The organism is Bradyrhizobium sp. SZCCHNR1093 (assembly GCF_032381175.1).
Classification (GTDB): domain Bacteria; phylum Pseudomonadota; class Alphaproteobacteria; order Rhizobiales; family Xanthobacteraceae; genus Bradyrhizobium.
This window is the reverse complement of record NZ_JAUHJJ010000008.1, coordinates 180,491-195,763: the sequence shown is the minus strand read 5'-3', so window position 1 is coordinate 195,763 and position 15,273 is coordinate 180,491. Positions and strand designations below refer to the sequence as shown.

Annotated in this window: 14 protein-coding genes; 8 read left to right on the top strand and 6 right to left on the bottom strand. The window is 64.2% G+C overall.

The features are described from left to right. Nucleotides 1–25 precede the first annotated feature (25 nt). The 4 genes from QX070_RS23995 to QX070_RS23980 form a co-directional block, all read right to left on the bottom strand. Complete coding sequence (locus QX070_RS23995) at nt 26–1,114, bottom strand: ABC transporter substrate-binding protein (RefSeq protein WP_315739618.1); 1,089 nt, start codon at nt 1,112–1,114, stop codon at nt 26–28. Between the two features lie 182 nt (nt 1,115–1,296). Further along, nucleotides 1,297–2,433: a TRAP transporter substrate-binding protein gene (locus QX070_RS23990; RefSeq protein WP_409997703.1), complete on the bottom strand. Its 1,137-nt coding sequence runs from the start codon at nt 2,431–2,433 to the stop codon at nt 1,297–1,299. A 134-nt stretch (nt 2,434–2,567) separates the two neighbouring features. Beyond that, nucleotides 2,568–3,698, bottom strand: coding sequence for an Mrp/NBP35 family ATP-binding protein (locus QX070_RS23985; RefSeq protein WP_315739615.1), 1,131 nt, complete (start codon nt 3,696–3,698; stop codon nt 2,568–2,570). Nucleotides 3,699–3,830: 132 nt separating this feature from the next. Further along, complete coding sequence (locus tag QX070_RS23980) at nt 3,831–4,277, bottom strand: VOC family protein (RefSeq protein ID WP_315739613.1); 447 nt, start codon at nt 4,275–4,277, stop codon at nt 3,831–3,833. A gap of 261 nt (nt 4,278–4,538) precedes the next feature. On the opposite strand from QX070_RS23980, the gene QX070_RS23975 reads away from it, so the two are divergent. The 6 genes from QX070_RS23975 to QX070_RS23950 all read left to right on the top strand — a co-directional run bounded on the left by QX070_RS23975 (nt 4,539) and on the right by QX070_RS23950 (nt 12,137). Continuing rightward, nucleotides 4,539–5,408 (top strand): NAD(P)-dependent oxidoreductase, encoded by an 870-nt coding sequence (locus QX070_RS23975; protein WP_315739612.1) that lies wholly within the window; start codon nt 4,539–4,541, stop codon nt 5,406–5,408. Between the two features lie 349 nt (nt 5,409–5,757). Continuing rightward, the gene (locus tag QX070_RS23970) at nt 5,758–8,157 is read left to right on the top strand and encodes a TonB-dependent receptor (protein WP_315739611.1); all 2,400 of its coding nucleotides are present in this window, start codon (nt 5,758–5,760) and stop codon (nt 8,155–8,157) included. Nucleotides 8,158–8,164: 7 nt separating this feature from the next. Beyond that, a complete protein-coding gene (locus QX070_RS23965) occupies nt 8,165–9,595 on the top strand; it encodes a PepSY domain-containing protein (RefSeq protein WP_315739610.1) in 1,431 nt (476 codons plus the stop codon). Nucleotides 9,596–9,731: 136 nt separating this feature from the next. Further along, the gene (locus QX070_RS23960; protein ID WP_315739609.1) at nt 9,732–11,327 is read left to right on the top strand and encodes a HAMP domain-containing sensor histidine kinase; all 1,596 of its coding nucleotides are present in this window, start codon (nt 9,732–9,734) and stop codon (nt 11,325–11,327) included. A 47-nt stretch (nt 11,328–11,374) separates the two neighbouring features. Beyond that, the gene (locus QX070_RS23955; protein WP_315739608.1) at nt 11,375–11,572 is read left to right on the top strand and encodes a DUF1289 domain-containing protein; all 198 of its coding nucleotides are present in this window, start codon (nt 11,375–11,377) and stop codon (nt 11,570–11,572) included. A 28-nt stretch (nt 11,573–11,600) separates the two neighbouring features. Beyond that, nucleotides 11,601–12,137, top strand: a complete 537-nt coding sequence (locus tag QX070_RS23950; protein ID WP_315739607.1) for a TIGR02281 family clan AA aspartic protease — start codon at nt 11,601–11,603, stop codon at nt 12,135–12,137. Nucleotides 12,138–12,224: 87 nt separating this feature from the next. On the opposite strand, the gene dusA is transcribed toward QX070_RS23950, so the two are convergent. Then, on the bottom strand, nt 12,225–13,223 hold the full coding sequence (dusA, locus tag QX070_RS23945) for a tRNA dihydrouridine(20/20a) synthase DusA (RefSeq protein ID WP_315739606.1): 999 nt from the start codon (nt 13,221–13,223) through the stop codon (nt 12,225–12,227). Nucleotides 13,224–13,333: 110 nt separating this feature from the next. On the opposite strand from dusA, the gene QX070_RS23940 reads away from it, so the two are divergent. After that, the gene (locus QX070_RS23940; protein WP_315739605.1) at nt 13,334–14,134 is read left to right on the top strand and encodes a hypothetical protein; all 801 of its coding nucleotides are present in this window, start codon (nt 13,334–13,336) and stop codon (nt 14,132–14,134) included. Further along, the gene (locus tag QX070_RS23935; protein ID WP_315739604.1) at nt 14,121–14,306 is read left to right on the top strand and encodes a tyrosine-type recombinase/integrase; all 186 of its coding nucleotides are present in this window, start codon (nt 14,121–14,123) and stop codon (nt 14,304–14,306) included. The genes QX070_RS23940 and QX070_RS23935 overlap by 14 nt, the downstream gene beginning before the upstream one ends. Before the next feature lie 497 nt (nt 14,307–14,803). Here QX070_RS23935 and QX070_RS23930 read toward each other — a convergent pair whose 3' ends face one another. Continuing rightward, nucleotides 14,804–15,217 carry a hypothetical protein gene (locus tag QX070_RS23930; RefSeq protein ID WP_315739603.1) on the bottom strand — a complete coding sequence of 138 codons (414 nt, stop codon included), beginning with the start codon at nt 15,215–15,217 and terminating at the stop codon, nt 14,804–14,806. Between the last annotated feature and the right edge of the window lie 56 nt (nt 15,218–15,273).

Sequence of the window (15,273 nt, the reverse complement as noted above, 5' to 3'; positions counted from 1 at the left end):
TGCGCTCGCAACGACGGAATCTCGCTCAGCTCTGCGACCGCCGGGCCATGAAGTTGTCGTAGCCGACCTCGGCGACCTGGAACCAGGAATAGCCCGCACCCGAATAGGCCGTGAGCGAGTCCAGCGCCTTCTTGAAGTTTGGATTGCCGGCGGCGACCTCGGCATGCAGCTCCTTGGCGGCCTTGAACGAGGCTTCCATGACCGGGGCCGGGAACGGATGCAGCTTGGCGCCGCCGGCGATCAGCTTGCGCAGCGCCAGCGGGTTGGCGGAATCGTACTTGGCCATCATCCAGTTGTTGGAGTAGTGGCCGGCCTGCTCGATCAGCTTCTGATAGTGCTTGGGCAGCGCGTTCCACTTGTCGAGGTTGATCATGGCGAGCAGCATCGGCCCGCCCTCCCACCAGCCGGGGAAGTAGTAGTGCGGCGCGACCTTGTAGAGGCCGAGCTTCTCGTCGTCATAGGGACCGACCCATTCGGCGGCGTCGATCGTGCCCTTCTCAAGCGCCGGATAGATGTCGCCGCCGGCGATCTGCTGCGGCACCGCGCCGAGCTTCTGCAGCACCCGCCCGGCAAAACCGCCGATGCGGAATTTCATGCCGTTGAGATCGTCGACGGAGTTGACCTCCTTGCGGAACCAGCCACCCATCTGGCAGCCGGTGTTGCCGGCCAGCAGCGAGGTGACGTTGTAGCTCTTGTAGAACTCGTTGAGGATCTCCTTGCCCCCGCCCATCAGGTACCAGGCCTGGTTGATGCGCATGTTCGGGCCGAACGGCACCGACGAGCCGAAGGTGAAGGTCGGGTCCTTGCCGAAATAATAGTAGGACGCGGTGTGGCCCATCTCGACGGTGCCGTTCTGCACGGCGTCGAGCACCTGCAGGCCGGGCACGATCTCGCCGGCGGCGAAGGTCTGGATCTGGAATTTGTTGTCGGTGGCCTCACCAATCATCTTGGCCATGATCTCGGCGCCGCCATGCAGCGTGTCGAGCGATTTCGGCCAGCTCGTGGTCATGCGCCATTTGATCTCCGGCATCGATTGCGCGATCGCGGGCGATGCGATCGCGGCGGCGCCTGCAGCGCCGAGCCCGGTGACCTTGATGAAGTCTCTCCGCTTCATGCTCTTTCCTCCCTTGTGGTGATTGTGTTCGTTTCCTGGGCAGCCTTCTTGCGAGGCTTAGTTCCAGTGTGGATCAAAGTGCGTCGGAGTGCCATTGCAAAACGATGTCGCAATGCAACGCAAAAGCCCGGCCTCTTGCGAGGCCGGGCTCAATGTCTATCCGCCGATCGAAATGCTGAAGATCAGCCGCGGGTGCGCGAGCGGATCATGAAGCTGTCGTAGGTGTATTCGGCGACCTGCCACCACAGATATTCGTCCGAGCGGTAGGCCTGCATGGCATCGATCGACTTCTTGAAGTCGGGATTCTTGGCCGAGATCTCGCCCCAAAGCTCGTTGGTCGCCTTGAGACAGGCTTCCAGCACCTCGTTGGTAAACGGGCGCAACTGGGTACCGCCGGCGACCAGGCGCTTCAGCGCCGACGGGTTCTGCATGTCGTAGCGCGCCGCCATCCAAGTGTTCGCGGCCATGGTCGCGTTGGTCAGGATCGCCTGGTAGCTCTTGGGCAGCGAATTCCACTTGTCCAGGTTGGTGTAGGCATGGACGGTCGGACCGCCTTCCCACCAACCCGGATAGTAATAGTACTTGGCCACCTTCTGGAAGCCGAGCTTCTCGTCGTCATAGGGGCCGACCCACTCGGCCGCGTCGATGGTGCCCTTCTCCAGCGCCGGGTAGATGTCGCCACCGGCGAGCTGCTGCGGCACGACGCCGAGCTTCTGCAGCACCTGGCCGGCGATGCCGCCGATGCGGAATTTCAGGCCCGAGAGGTCGGCGGCGGTCTTGATCTCCTTGCGGAACCAACCGCCCATCTGGGTGCCGGTGTTGCCGCAGGGAAAGCCGATCACGCCGAACTTCTTGTAGAACTCGTTGGCGAGCTCGTTGCCGCCGCCCTGATACAGCCAGGAGTTCTGCTGCCGGGCATTGAGGCCGAACGGCACCGAAGCGAAGATCGCGAAGGTCGGGTCCTTGCCGACGTAGTAATACGACACCGTGTGGCACATCTCGACGGTGCCGTTGGCGGTCGCGTCCAGCGCCTGCAGGCCGGGAACGATTTCGCCGGCCGCGAACACCTGGATCTGGAACTTGTTGTCGGTCATTTCGGCGACGTACTTGGCCAGCTCGGTGGCGCCGCCATAGATCGTGTCGAGCGACTTCGGGAAGCTCGAGGTCAACCGCCACTTGATCTCGGGCGACGACTGCGCGATCGCCGGCGAGGCGATGGCCCCCGTCGCCGCGGCACCGGCGGCCGAAACCTTCAGAAAATCACGACGCTTCATATTAGGGCATCTCCTTGTTGGGGGCGTTTCCCGTTGAAAAAGCATTTATCCGCCGATGCGATTGGCCGCACACGGTCGAAGGCGATCCGGGCCGGGCTTTAGCACGGAACCGGTTAAGCGAAAACGCGACGTTGGAATGACAAACGGTCCAATAGTCGCACGCGCTTCGCTGCAGTGCATCAAGCAGCGGCGATGGCGTCCTTGAGCTGATCCCGCACCGACGCGGCGATGCTCCGATAGATTGCCGCGTGCGGACCGTTCGGCTCGCTCTCGACCAACGGGTTGCCGGCGTCCGACGTCGTGCGGATGTCCATGTGCAACGGGATCTCGCCGAGGAACGGCACGCCGAGCCGCTCGGCCTCGTGGCGCGCGCCGCCATGACCGAAGATGTCGGACCGGGTGCCGCATTGCGGGCACTGGAAGTAGCTCATGTTCTCGATGATGCCGAGCACGGGCACGTTGACCTTGCGGAACATCGCAAGCCCGCGGCGGGCGTCGATCAGCGACAGGTCCTGCGGCGTCGACACGATCACGGCGCCCTTCAGCGGCACATTCTGCGCCAGAGTCAGCTGGGCATCGCCGGTGCCCGGCGGCATGTCGACGACGAGCACGTCGAGCGTACCCCAGGCGACGTCGCGCAGCATCTGGTTGATGGCCGACATCACCATCGGGCCGCGCCAGATCATCGGGCTGTCCTCGTCGACGAGAAAGCCGATCGACATGATCGACAGGCCGAACCGCGACAGCGGAATCATCTTCTTGTCGTCGGTGAGCTTGGGCTTTTCCTGCAGGCCGGTCAGTCGCGGCACCGAGGGGCCGTAGATGTCGGCGTCGAGCAGCCCGACCTTGAGGCCGAGATCGCGCAGGCCCAGCGCGAGATTGATCGCGGTGGTCGACTTGCCGACACCGCCCTTTCCGGAGGCGACGGCGATGACCGCCGCGATGCCCGGGATCGGAGCCTGCCGGGACATCGGCGAGTCGGCCGGATGCTGGTGCTGATGCGGACGATGCGCCGCGACCGGCTGCACGCCGCCCTGCCGCGGCGGCGGGGCGGCAGCGCCCGCCTTGCGCTCGGCGGTCAGCGCGATCATCGCCATGGTCACGCCGGGAATGGCGCGCACGGCGGCTTCGGCTTTCGCGCGGGTGTCTTCCCAGGCGCGGGCCTCGCTGGCCTCGACATTGATCGAGAAGAACACCTTGCCGTCATTGGCGGTGATCGGCGACAGCACGCCGGCGTCCGGCAGCGCCACGCCGCGTGGCGAGCGGACCCGCTTGAGTGCCTCGATAACCTGCTGCTGCGTCACGCTCACGGCGCGTCTCCTGAAGAAGTTCAGAACGCGCCACATCGTCGCGCCCTATCCTGTTGACCGGACATGATCTTCCGTCGTCCGCGACGGGACCGCCCCGGCCCTGCGTTGCGCTGCTTCATAAGGCCGGCCGGCTCAAAACGCCACCTTGGTTCCGATGTCGCCGGCGGTCTCCACCGGCGCGTCGTCGGCCTGCTCCTTGGCCGCCTCGTAATTGAGCTCGATCGTTACGCCGTTGGGGTCGCGCACGAAGATCTGCCACAGGTCCCCACCCGGCACCTGCCGCGCGTCGAACGGCATGCCCTTGGCGACGAGCCGCGCCTTCATGCCGGCAAAGCCGCGGCTGACAAAGGCGACATGGTGGACGACGCCAGAGTCCGGCTTCTGTGCCTCCGAGGTCGGCGAGATGTCGACCAGGTGCACCACCGGGCGGCCCTCGCTGTACATCCAGGCGCCGGGAAAGGCGAAGTTCGGCCGGGCGCCGTTCTCGAGCCCAAGCACGTCCTCGTAGAAGCGCACGGTCTCGGCGAGGTTGCGGGTCCGGATGTTGAAATGATCGAGCACGCCGACGCTGACGCCCATGCGAGATACTCCCTGGCTGGTTCGTTGGTTGACTGGATTTCGTTGCCGGATGACGGCTTTGCAAGCCGTCATGATGATGCCTCTTTAGCACGGGCGGACGTTTTCGCATCCGTCACGAAGCCGTTGCCCCTGTTTCGCAAGCGGCTATGGTGCGGCGTCCAGCGCCGCCGCCGGAACCCGGCCGGCCGCTGATGTTTTCCGTCAAGAACGGCCCGGCCCTCTCAAGGCTGTCGGCAGAACCCCAAGGTCAAGGTAGCTCATATGGCTAAAGTCGCTTTCATCGGTCTCGGCGTCATGGGTTTCCCCATGGCAGGACATCTCGTGAAGAAGGGCGGTCACGAGGTCACGGTCTACAACCGTACCGCGGCCAAGGCGAAGGAATGGGCTGACAAGTTCGGCGGCAAGACCGCCGCGACGCCGAAGCAGGCCGCCGAGGGCCAGGACTTCGTGATGTGCTGCGTCGGCAACGACAACGATCTGCGCGCGGTGACCATCGGCCCGGACGGCGCTTTCGCCGGCATGACCAAGGGCGCAACCTTCGTTGACCACACCACGGCCTCGGCTGAAGTGGCACGTGAGCTCGATGCCGCAGCCACCAAGGCCGGCTTCAAATTCATCGACGCGCCGGTGTCCGGCGGCCAGGCCGGCGCGGAGAACGGCGTGCTGACGGTGATGTGCGGCGGCACCGCGGACGCCTATGCGGGCGCCGAGCCGGTAATCGCGGCCTATGCCCGGATGTGCAAGCTGCTGGGACCGGCGGGCTCCGGCCAGCTGACCAAGATGGTCAACCAGATCTGCATCGCCGGCCTCGTGCAGGGCCTGTCCGAGGGCATCCATTTCGCGAAGAAGTCGGGCTTGGACGTGCCCGCCGTGATCGAGACCATCTCCAAGGGCGCCGCCCAGTCCTGGCAGATGGAGAACCGCTACAAGACCATGAACGACGGCAAGTATGACTTTGGTTTTGCGGTGGAATGGATGCGCAAGGACCTGTCGATCTGCCTCAGCGAAGCGCGCCGCAACGGCGCCCATCTGCCGGTGACCGCGCTGGTCGACCAGTTCTATTCCGAAGTCGAGAAGCTCGGCGGCAAGCGCTGGGACACGTCGAGCCTGCTGGCCCGCCTGGAGAAGTAATCCGCGATCGCGATCCGATGAACGTGCCGCCGCTCGCTTCGAGCGGCGGCACGTTTATTTCTGCCCCGTGACGACCAACTGGCTCGTCACCGCCGTCGGCCGGGACCTCGCGCGCCCTGTCTGACCCGTATCAGCCGGCGCCGTTGCGCACCCTCCGACTCGCTGATACCCGTTGCAATCGCCAATCGTTCGCATGTGTTGCCGAACAGAGACAGGCTTGACCAGAAGAGAGGATATGTAATGTTATAACATTACATGTTTTACGCTCTGCGTTAGCTCTCGTCCCGGTCACAAGAGCGCTGGAGGGGGCGCGGACACCGGCATGGCCGGACCGCGTGGGGGAATCGGAATGAGTATGCGGGACGTCCAGGGTTTGATTGCGTTGGCGGGACTCGTTGCGGCGGTCTTCTGCGCAGCTGTTCCGCTGGCCCGTGCGCAGCAGGCAGCAAATCCTGGCGTGAGGCCGGCGGCCGACACGCTGCTGCCAAACGTCACCGTCGATGCGCCGCGCCAGCGACAGGCTGCCGGCCGTTCGCCGTCACCGGTCAGAACAGCCAGCGGGACGGTGCACCCCATGCCCCGAGGCACAGCGACGCCATCGCCGGCAGCCGCGCCATCGCCCCACGCGTCCGCCTCCCCAGCGGCGACGCCACTCAACGGCAATGCGGCTCCGGCGGTCGGCGGCCGGCTGGGCCTGATCGCGCGCGAGGCGCCGGCATCGATCGAGGTAATGGGCGCAGCGACTCTGCGCGAGCAGGGCTATCACACCACCGTCGATGCGGTGAAAGGCGCCACCGGCGTCAGCGCTGGCGATGCGCCGAACGATGTCGGCTATGCCATGCGCGGCTTTCAGGGCAACCAGGTCAACGTCCTTTACAACGGCATCAACATCGGGCCGACCGGCTTCACCGCGCTGACGATGGAGACGTTCAACCTCGACCGGGTCGAGTTTCTCAAAGGCCCCTCCTCGCTGATCTCCGGCCAGGGCGCGGTCGGCGGCACCATCAACTTCGTGACCAAGGCGCCGCACAACGGACCGGTCCAGACCGAGGCTTTCATAGGCTTCGACCAGCGCGGCACGTTCCGCAGCGGCTTCGACTCCGGCGGCAGCACCGCGATCGAGGGCCTCGACTATCGCTTCGACATCAGCCGAACCAGGGAGGTCGGCTTCATCGACGACACCGAGTTCAAGAACGTCCATGTCTCGGGCCAGCTCGACTACCGACTGTCCGACAGCTTCAAGACCTTCTTTGCCGCCGAGTTCAAGGACTACAAGGCCAAGCCCTATGAGGGCACGCCGCTGGTGCCGGTGGCCTCCAGCGGCGCCAATGCGACCAGCGGCATCGTGTCGGGCACCAAGGTGTCCGCCTATAATGGCACCGATCTCGGCGCGGTCACGATCGACGGCCGCACGCTATCGACCAACTACAACGTGATCGACGGACACAAGACGATCAAGGAGTCCTGGGTTCGCAGCGGCTTCGAATGGGACCTGAACAACGCCGTCAAGCTGCGCAGCCAGATCTACAACTACAATGCCAGCCGCGACTGGTACAACAACGAGGTCTCGGCGTTCAACGCGACCACCAACACGGTCGATCGCGAGCGCTTCTTCGTCCACCACAACCATAACATGGTCGGCAACACCACCGACATGACCTGGAACGGCAGCATCTTCGGCCTTTCCAACCGTCTCGTCACCTCGGTCGAGAGCTCCCATACCGACTTCACGCGGCCCGGCGCGGCGAACTTTCCCGGTGACTCGGTCCCCCTGGTCGGCTTCGACCGCGGTGTTTATGGCCAGCTCGGAACGCAGTTGCAGACCGCCACGATCGACAGCGTCGCCCTGAACCTCGAGGACCGGCTGAAGCTCACCGATACGTTCGCCCTGGTCGGCGGCCTGCGCTACAATCCGTTCTCGCTCGACCGCAACTCGGTCGACAGGAATGGCGCGGTGAAAAGTGGCTTCCCCTATTCGAAGAGCTGGCAGCCTGTCACCGGCCACATCGGCTACACGTGGGAGGCACTACCCGGCACCACCTTCTACAGCCAATATGCGACGGCCACCGACATCTCGGCCGACAGCATCTTCATCTTGAGTCCGACGCAGAACCTCGCGCTGTCCGACTCCCGCAGCTACGAGACCGGCGTCAAGCAGCTGCTGTGGAACGGGCGCGCGGAGTGGACTTTGTCGGCCTTCGACATCGCGCGCAACAACGTCTACAGCGCCCAGGCCGGCCAGCAGCTCAACCTCGCCGGCAAGGTGAAATCGCAGGGCATCGAGGTCGCGGCCGCCGTGCGGCCGACGCCGGAGAGCAAGCTATGGGGCAACGTCGCCTATGTCCGCGCCCGCTATGCCGACTATGATCTCGCGGGCGGCGGCTCGTTCTCGGGCAACACGCCGCCTAACATTCCCGCCATCATCGTCAATGGTGGCGGCTCCTACCGCTTCCTCAATCCCGGCTGGTGGCCGGTCGAGCTCGGCTTCTCGGTGCGCCATGTCGGCGATCGATGGAGCACCGATGCCAACACGGTGAAGCTAAACGCCTACACCACCGCCGACCTGTTCGCCTTCGTCGATCTGCCGAAGGTGCCGATGTTCGCCACCGCGACCAGCACGCGCCTCGCCTTGCGCATCCGCAACGTCACCGACAGGCGCTACGCGGCCTGGAGCGATCCGTTCTATCCCGACCAGATCTTCCTCGGCGCGCCGCGCACCTACGAGGTCGAGGCCTCGTTCAAGTTCTGATGACAGCATGATCCAGGCGCTGATCCTCATGCACCGCTGGTTGAGCATCCCGCTCGGTCCGCTGTTCGTGCTGTGGTTCGCGACCGGGATCGTGATGCACTACGTGCCATTCCCGGCGCAGACCGAGAGCGATCGCTTCGCCGCGCTGCCGGTGCTCGACATCGCCGTGTCGCTGCGCAGTCCCGCGGAGGCCCTCGCCGCTGGTGGCATCGATCATCCCGCCCGCATCCGGCTGTTTCAGCGCGTGGATGGTCCGGTCTATGTCATCTCGGCCGCCGGCCTCAGCGCGGCCTTTCATGCCGACACGCTGGCCGCAGCCGACGTGAACGATCCCGGTCTCGCACTATCGGTGGCACGCGCAGCAGCCCAGCGACGCGGGCTCGAGGCCGATCGCGCCGCCATCGCAGCGCTGGACAGCTACGATCAATGGACGGTGCCGAACCGGTTCGATGTGCATCGTCCGCTGCACCGGATCGCGCTCCACGATCCCGACGGGACCGAGCTGTACGTGTCGTCGAAGACCGGCGAGGTCGTGCTCGACACGACACGCTTCGAACGCGCCTGGAACTACGTCGGCAGCGTTGTCCATTGGATCTATCCAACCGTCCTGCGCAAGGACTGGGCGGCCTGGAACGTCGTCGTGTGGTGGCTATCGCTCGCGGCCGTCATCGCCGCCGTGACCGGCGCCCTGCTCGGTCCGATGCGGCTGCGACCTCGCGAGGCGCGGCTGTGCTCGCGCTACCGCGGCTGGCACCTGTGGCATCATTGGGCTGGTCTGCTCTGCATGCAGTTCGTGCTGACCTGGATGGTCAGCGGTTGGCTGTCGATGGACCATGGTAGGCTGTTCGCGACCGGCCATCTGACGCCGTCCGAGGAAGCCATGCTGGTCGGCACACCGGATTGGAGCCGCCTGACTGCGGTTGCACTCGCGGCGGTGCATGGCGAGGCTCGCGAGATCGAGTGGTTCGCCTTCGGCGGCCGCCTCCATCAGCGCACCCGGCGAGCGCCGGGCCAGCAGCAGATTTCGGTGCTGGACGGCGCTTCGGCAAGGATCATCGGACGCTTGCTGCAGCCGGCCGACGTCAATGCCGCAACGTCCCGCCTGGGCCACGATTGCGCGCGCTCGACCGAAGTCGAGCCGGGCGACGACTATCCGTTCGTCTCCGATGTGACGGGCGCGCCGGTCCATCGCGTGATCTGCGGCGACACCTGGTATCATGTCGACGCCGCCTCCGGCGCGGTGCTCGAGAAGCTCGATCCGTCCCGACGCGCCTATCGGTGGCTCTATCAGGCGCTGCACACGCTCGACTTTCCGGCCCTGCTCGCCCATGCGGCGCTGCGCACGGCTCTCATCGTCGGCCTTTGCGCGATCGGCCTCGTCTTCAGCATCACGGGCGTGGTGATCGGCTGGCGCCGCCTGCGAATGCAGCTCCGCTGAGCCTCGCACAATGGTTAATTTAACGCGCGGTTAACGCAAATTTTTCGTTGTCTATAATCCGTCTTAAGGATTTGGGCCCAGTTATAGACAATGCAGAAAGCAGCCCGTACCTCGCGGGCAGGATTTGTGTTGTTTGATGAGTAAACCCGCTGAAAAGCCTGAGGTCGTCGAGCTTCCGGCAGATCCGCCGGCGCTTGCACCGGCAAGCCAGCGCCGGGCCGCGCAGCAGCGGGTGCGCGAAGCGCGCGACCGGTTAACGTCGACATCGGGAACGCGTCCGGCCTTCGATCGCGAGCTGCTGCGCCAATACGCGCAGACCCGCATCTCCGCCTCCTACATCGTCGTGCTGCTGGTGGTCGCAACCGGCCTGATGCTGAGCGCCTGGCTCCATACGCTGGCGGCCGGCGCCTGGACGGCCGGCGTGCTTTGCATCCACGCTGCGATCGTCCGCAACTGCTCGAACTTTCTCGCCGACCAGCCGTCGATGGCGGCGACGCGGCGTTGGCGCACGCGCTTCGTGCTGCTCGACCTGCTCTACGGCGTGTGCTGGATGGCGATCCTGATCCACCCCGCACTCGCGGCGGTGTCAGGCACGCTGATGATGTTCCTGATGCTGCTGGTGATCGCCGTCTCCAGCATGCTCGCTGCCAACCTGCCCGTCGCAGCCGTCGCGGTCACCGCACCAGTCACGGTCGCGATCACCCTCAGCCTCGTGCTGTCGGGCACGTTCGACAATTACCTGCTGGCCGGATTCGCGGTCGCAGCAGAAGGCTATTTCGTGCTGCTCGCCCATCAGCTGCATTCGACCACGCTCGCCACGCTCGAAGCACGCGCCGAGAAGGACGCCCTGATCGGCGAGCTCGAGCAGGCCAAAGCGATCTCCGACGAGGCGCGCTACCGAGCAGAAGCGGCCAACGTTGCCAAGTCGCGCTTCCTCGCGCAGATGAGTCACGAGCTGCGCACGCCGCTGAACGCCATCCTCGGCTTTTCCGAGGTGATGAAGAGCGAGATCTTCGGAACGCACGCGGTGCCGGTCTACAAGGAATATTCGGCCGACATCCACAATTCCGGCGTCCACCTGCTCAACCTGATCAACGAGATCCTCGATCTCTCGCGCATCGAGGCCGGCCGCTACGAGCTCAACGAGGAAGCCGTGGCGCTCGTGCACGTGATCGCCGACTGCCATCATCTCCTGAAGCTGCGCGCCACGAGCCGCGGCATCACCATTCACGAGGTGTTCGAGCGGAAGATGCCGCGGCTGTGGGCGGACGAGCGCGCGATCCGCCAGGTCGTGCTCAACCTGCTCTCCAACGCCATCAAGTTCACGCCGCAGGGCGGCGACATCTGGCTCAAGGCCGGCTGGACAGCCTCGGGCGGGCAATATCTCAGCGTCAAGGACACCGGCTCGGGCATCCCCGAGAACGAGATTCCGATCGTGCTCGCCTCGTTCGGCCAGGGCTCCAACTCGATCAAGTCGGCCGAACAGGGGGCCGGGCTCGGCCTGCCGATCGCCAAGAACCTGATCGAGATGCATGGCGGCACGTTCACGCTGAAATCGAAGGTCCGCATCGGCACCGAGGTGATCGTCACCTTCCCGCCGGAGCGGGTGATGTCGGCGCTCGCTCCGCTGTCGGACGAGGCCCCGCCATTGCAGCCGGAGCATGCGATCGCCCCCGCTAAGGAGAAGCGCCGGGTGCGCAAGCCGATCATGAATGCCGGAACGGGACTGTGAGATGATTGCACTTGCACGACAGTGGCAGAACCTTTCAAACTCGCTCCATGAGCCAGGATACGCCCTGCATCGCCGTCTGCATGATCGACCCGAAGACGAAGCTCTGCTTCGGTTGCGGACGCACGCTGCCGGAGATCGCCCGCTGGGGCCGCATGTCGCGCGACGAGCGGCTGGCGCTGATGGACGGGCTGCCTTCCCGCATGCACGACGCCGGCCTGCCCGCGCTGGCGCGTCGGCACGACTGAGCGCCTCCGTGCCGACGGGAGGCGCGGCATGAACAAGATCGCGCTCGTTCTCGTCACCATGGTGCTCACCGCGGGCGCCGTGATCGTCTACAAGGATCCCGAGCAGGCGGCGCTCGCAAGCGACACCGTGTCGGAGGTTCTGCGCAGCCGCGTGCTCAGAGCCAAGGCGAGCCCTCCGACCAACGCGGTCGAGATCGAGCGCACCAGAGGCGGTGAGTTCGCGTTGCGCGCCAAGATCAACGGCGTCACCGCGCCGATGGTGGTCGACACCGGCGCCACATCGGTAGTTCTGACCTACGAGACCGCCAAGGCCGCGGGCCTGCCGCTCGAACTGCTCGCCTACGACGTCGACGTCGAGACCGCCGGCGGTCACACCAAGGCGGCGCGCCTGACCTTGGACCGGCTTGCGATCGGCAAACTGGTGGAACGCTCGGTTCCGGCCTTGGTAGTGCCGCACGGCCAGATGAAGACCAATTTGCTCGGCATGAGCTTCCTCGACCGGCTGGAGCGCTGGGAAGTGCGCTCCGACCGGCTGATGCTGCACGGCTTTCCCGACCGCAGCTGAGGCCCAGCGCCTCGTTGCAGCCCTGCCGGAGGAGAATGCGCTCGCGCGACAGACCGTCACCGAGTTGCTGCCGCCGGCCTGATCCGCTCAGGCGAGCGCCGCAACCGCCGGACGATCCTCGACCATTGCCATCGCCTCGCGCAGCACCTCGATGCCGGCGTCCGGCTTGACTCCACGTTCGGCAAGATGGCGGCGGAAGGCGCGCGCCCCCGGCACCGCATGATAGGCCCCGACGAGATGCCGCGTCATCGCGTGCAGCCGCGTGCCCTGCCCGAGCTGATGTTCGATATAAGGCTCCAGCGCCGCCAGCGCCTCTTGCATCGACAGATGCGGCGCGGCCTCACCGAACAGCATGGGATCGACATCGAGCAGCCGCCACGGCTCCTGATAGGCAGCTCGCCCGAGCATCACGCCATCGACATGCGCGAGATGACCTTGCGCAGCCTCGATGCTGCCGATGCCGCCATTGATGATGACCGGCACGTGCGGCAGCCTCGCCTTCAGCCGGTACACCCTGTCGTAGTCGAGCGGCGGGATGTCACGGTTCTCCTTCGGCGACAAGCCGTCCAGCCACGCCTTGCGCGCGTGCACGATCAGCGCGTCTGAGCCGCTGTCGACGACCGCATCCGCCAGCACATCAAGTGCGATTTCCGGATCCTGATCGTCGATGCCGATGCGGCACTTCACCGTGACGGGAATGCGAACGGCGCGCTTCATCGCGGCGACGCAGGCGGCGACGAGCGCAGGCTCGGCCATCAAACAGGCCCCGAAGCGGCCGTCCTTCACCCGGTCCGACGGGCAGCCGACGTTGAGATTGATCTCATCGTAGCCGAACTCCTCGCCGATCTTGGCTGACGTCGCGAGATCGCCGGGATCGGAGCCGCCGAGCTGCAGCGCCACCGGATGCTCGCTTCGATCGAAGCCGAGCAGCCGCTGGCGGTCGCCATGAATCACGGCGCCGGTGGTGACCATCTCGGTGTAGAGCAACGCCCGGCGCGACAGCAGCCGATGGAACACGCGGCAGTGCCGGTCGGTCCAATCCATCATGGGCGCCACGGCAAATCTATGTGATTGATATTGCTTCATTTTTCGAGCAAATTCAACTCGTTAGGTCGCCTCGTGTGCACTCTATTCTACGCCACAGCGCGATGTTTTTTTGGCTTTTTGCCGCCTCAGTGCACACGGAGCGCACACGCGTGGCAACTATCACCAGACTGAAATCCGGCTCTTGGAGAGCCCAAGTCCGACGAAAGGGGGAATATGTCAACGGGACGTTTCTCCGCCGAAAGGATGCCGAGGAATGGGCCATCGATATCGAGCGGCGGATCGATCGCCAAGAACCGACAACGACGCAAAAGTCCCGCGACGTCCAACTCTTCGGCGATCTCGTCACGCTTCATCGTCAAGATTTGGCCGAGGTGGGAAAGGACATTGGTCGCTCCAAAACTGCGAGCCTCATCTTCCTGAACGAAAGACTTGGGCATCTTCGTCTTCCAGAGCTTGATCGAGAGCGGTTCATCAAATTTGGAAAAGAGCGCGCGATGGAGGGGGTCGGCCCGGTGACCGTCGGTATCGATCTTGGATACATCAAAACGATTCTGTCTCACGCCGCCGCAGTACACGGCATCGTTGTTTCAACCGAACCACTCGACCACGCCCGGATCGCTCTTCGACGTCTCGGGCTCGTCGGAAAAGGCGATGAGCGCAACCGCCGTCCCACGCAAGACGAACTCGATCGTATTATCTCAGCGTTCGAATTAAACAGTCGGCAACAGATCCCAGTCGGTCGTGTGATCCGATTCGCGATCGCAACGGCTATGCGGCAAGATGAAATTGCAAGAGTCGAATGCGCGACTTCGACGCCGGCAACCGAATGCTCCTCATTCGCAATCGGAAAGATCCCCGAAAGAAGAAGGGCAACGATCAGCGAATTCCCCTGCAGGACGATCCGTTGGAACGGCATTTCGCCGTCAGTGCCAACAATTGAAGATCGATGACCTACATTTCCACGATCTGCGCCACGAAGGCACGAGTCGTCTTTTCGAGGCACGATTTTCCATTGAACAGGTTGCACTTGTCACCGGACACAAGGATTGGAAAATGCTGCGTCGCTACACGCATCTAAAGCCAGAGACTCTCCATTCCATCCGTTCGGTGCGGGTTGCCTGACAGGCGCCGAAAACAAGAAGAAAGTGAAAACTTCATCTGGAGCGATGAAAGGTCGAACATCGTACTCAGCTTGGAAGGGTTTCGGCATTTGAATACTTTCAAGGTGCGTTCGGACAAAACGCAGCTCTAGGCGCGATTGAACTGACATAGCTTTTCTGGATTGTCCGATTGATTGAAGCGGGCCCAAAGATCGCCCCTCGCCTACGGGCCAGAGATTGTCACTATGCCTGAAAACATGGTTGGCGCGCCCGCGATCCAACATGTAGGAGCCACCATCTTGAGGCATCGGTGGTTCGAGTCGGGCGTCCGCTACATCGCTAGACCCACTATTTCGGAAGCCCTGTTTTCTTGTCGGCGGGCAGCCCAAATGCCAATGAACAAGTCCCAATCCCGGGGCCCGCGACACCAATTCTTGCGATCGGTGGAACGGATTCCCGGGCTCGTCGTAGCGTCACGTTTGGTTAAGGCGAATGCATAAGGCCGCCGCCTCAATGCGTTCACATCGCCTTGGCGAGCGCGAACAACCGGAAATCCTCGAGCGCCGCGTGCCGATGCGGGGCGACTTCGCGCTGGTAGGTCTCGGTGTCGACGATCGAGCGGAAGGCGGCGAAATCGCCGTATTCATTGATCGCCGCTTCGTCCCAGCGTTTGCCTTGCGGGCCGACCAGGCTCGCCAGGACCGGCCCGGAAAACATCCGCACCAGCGGCTTACCGGCTGCGAGACGCCGGAAGGCCGGTCTATAGCGTTCGTTAAAGGCTTCGCGGCCCGAACAGGGCGCGGCGTCGAAGCCGTCCTCGTAACGCGCATACGCGCGGTAGCGCAGCAGATTGAGCATGTAGACCGGCTGGCCGGGGGGAATCGCGCGCTCGGCGGCGTCGAGGGCTTGCAGCGTGATTTCGATGGCGTTCATGGGACTTCTCGCGGTTTCTAGCGGCGCAGCATGCGCGCTAACGCTCCCCATTTGGC

Bases quoted from the DNA above. Each gene is read 5' to 3' on its own strand.
- QX070_RS23980 (WP_315739613.1), bottom strand. From the start codon at position 4,277: ATGGGCGTCAGCGTCGGCGTGCTCGATCATTTCAACATCCGGACCCGC.
- dusA (WP_315739606.1), bottom strand. From the start codon at position 13,223: ATGAAGCAATATCAATCACATAGATTTGCCGTGGCGCCCATGATGGAT.
- QX070_RS23970 (WP_315739611.1), top strand. From the start codon at position 5,758: ATGAGTATGCGGGACGTCCAGGGTTTGATTGCGTTGGCGGGACTCGTT.
- QX070_RS23955 (WP_315739608.1), top strand. From the start codon at position 11,375: ATGAGCCAGGATACGCCCTGCATCGCCGTCTGCATGATCGACCCGAAG.
- QX070_RS23960 (WP_315739609.1), top strand. From the start codon at position 9,732: ATGAGTAAACCCGCTGAAAAGCCTGAGGTCGTCGAGCTTCCGGCAGAT.
- QX070_RS23995 (WP_315739618.1), bottom strand. From the start codon at position 1,114: ATGAAGCGGAGAGACTTCATCAAGGTCACCGGGCTCGGCGCTGCAGGC.
- QX070_RS23975 (WP_315739612.1), top strand. From the start codon at position 4,539: ATGGCTAAAGTCGCTTTCATCGGTCTCGGCGTCATGGGTTTCCCCATG.
- QX070_RS23950 (WP_315739607.1), top strand. From the start codon at position 11,601: ATGAACAAGATCGCGCTCGTTCTCGTCACCATGGTGCTCACCGCGGGC.
- QX070_RS23990 (WP_409997703.1), bottom strand. From the start codon at position 2,433: ATGCTTTTTCAACGGGAAACGCCCCCAACAAGGAGATGCCCTAATATG.
- QX070_RS23965 (WP_315739610.1), top strand. From the start codon at position 8,165: ATGATCCAGGCGCTGATCCTCATGCACCGCTGGTTGAGCATCCCGCTC.
- QX070_RS23930 (WP_315739603.1), bottom strand. From the start codon at position 15,217: ATGAACGCCATCGAAATCACGCTGCAAGCCCTCGACGCCGCCGAGCGC.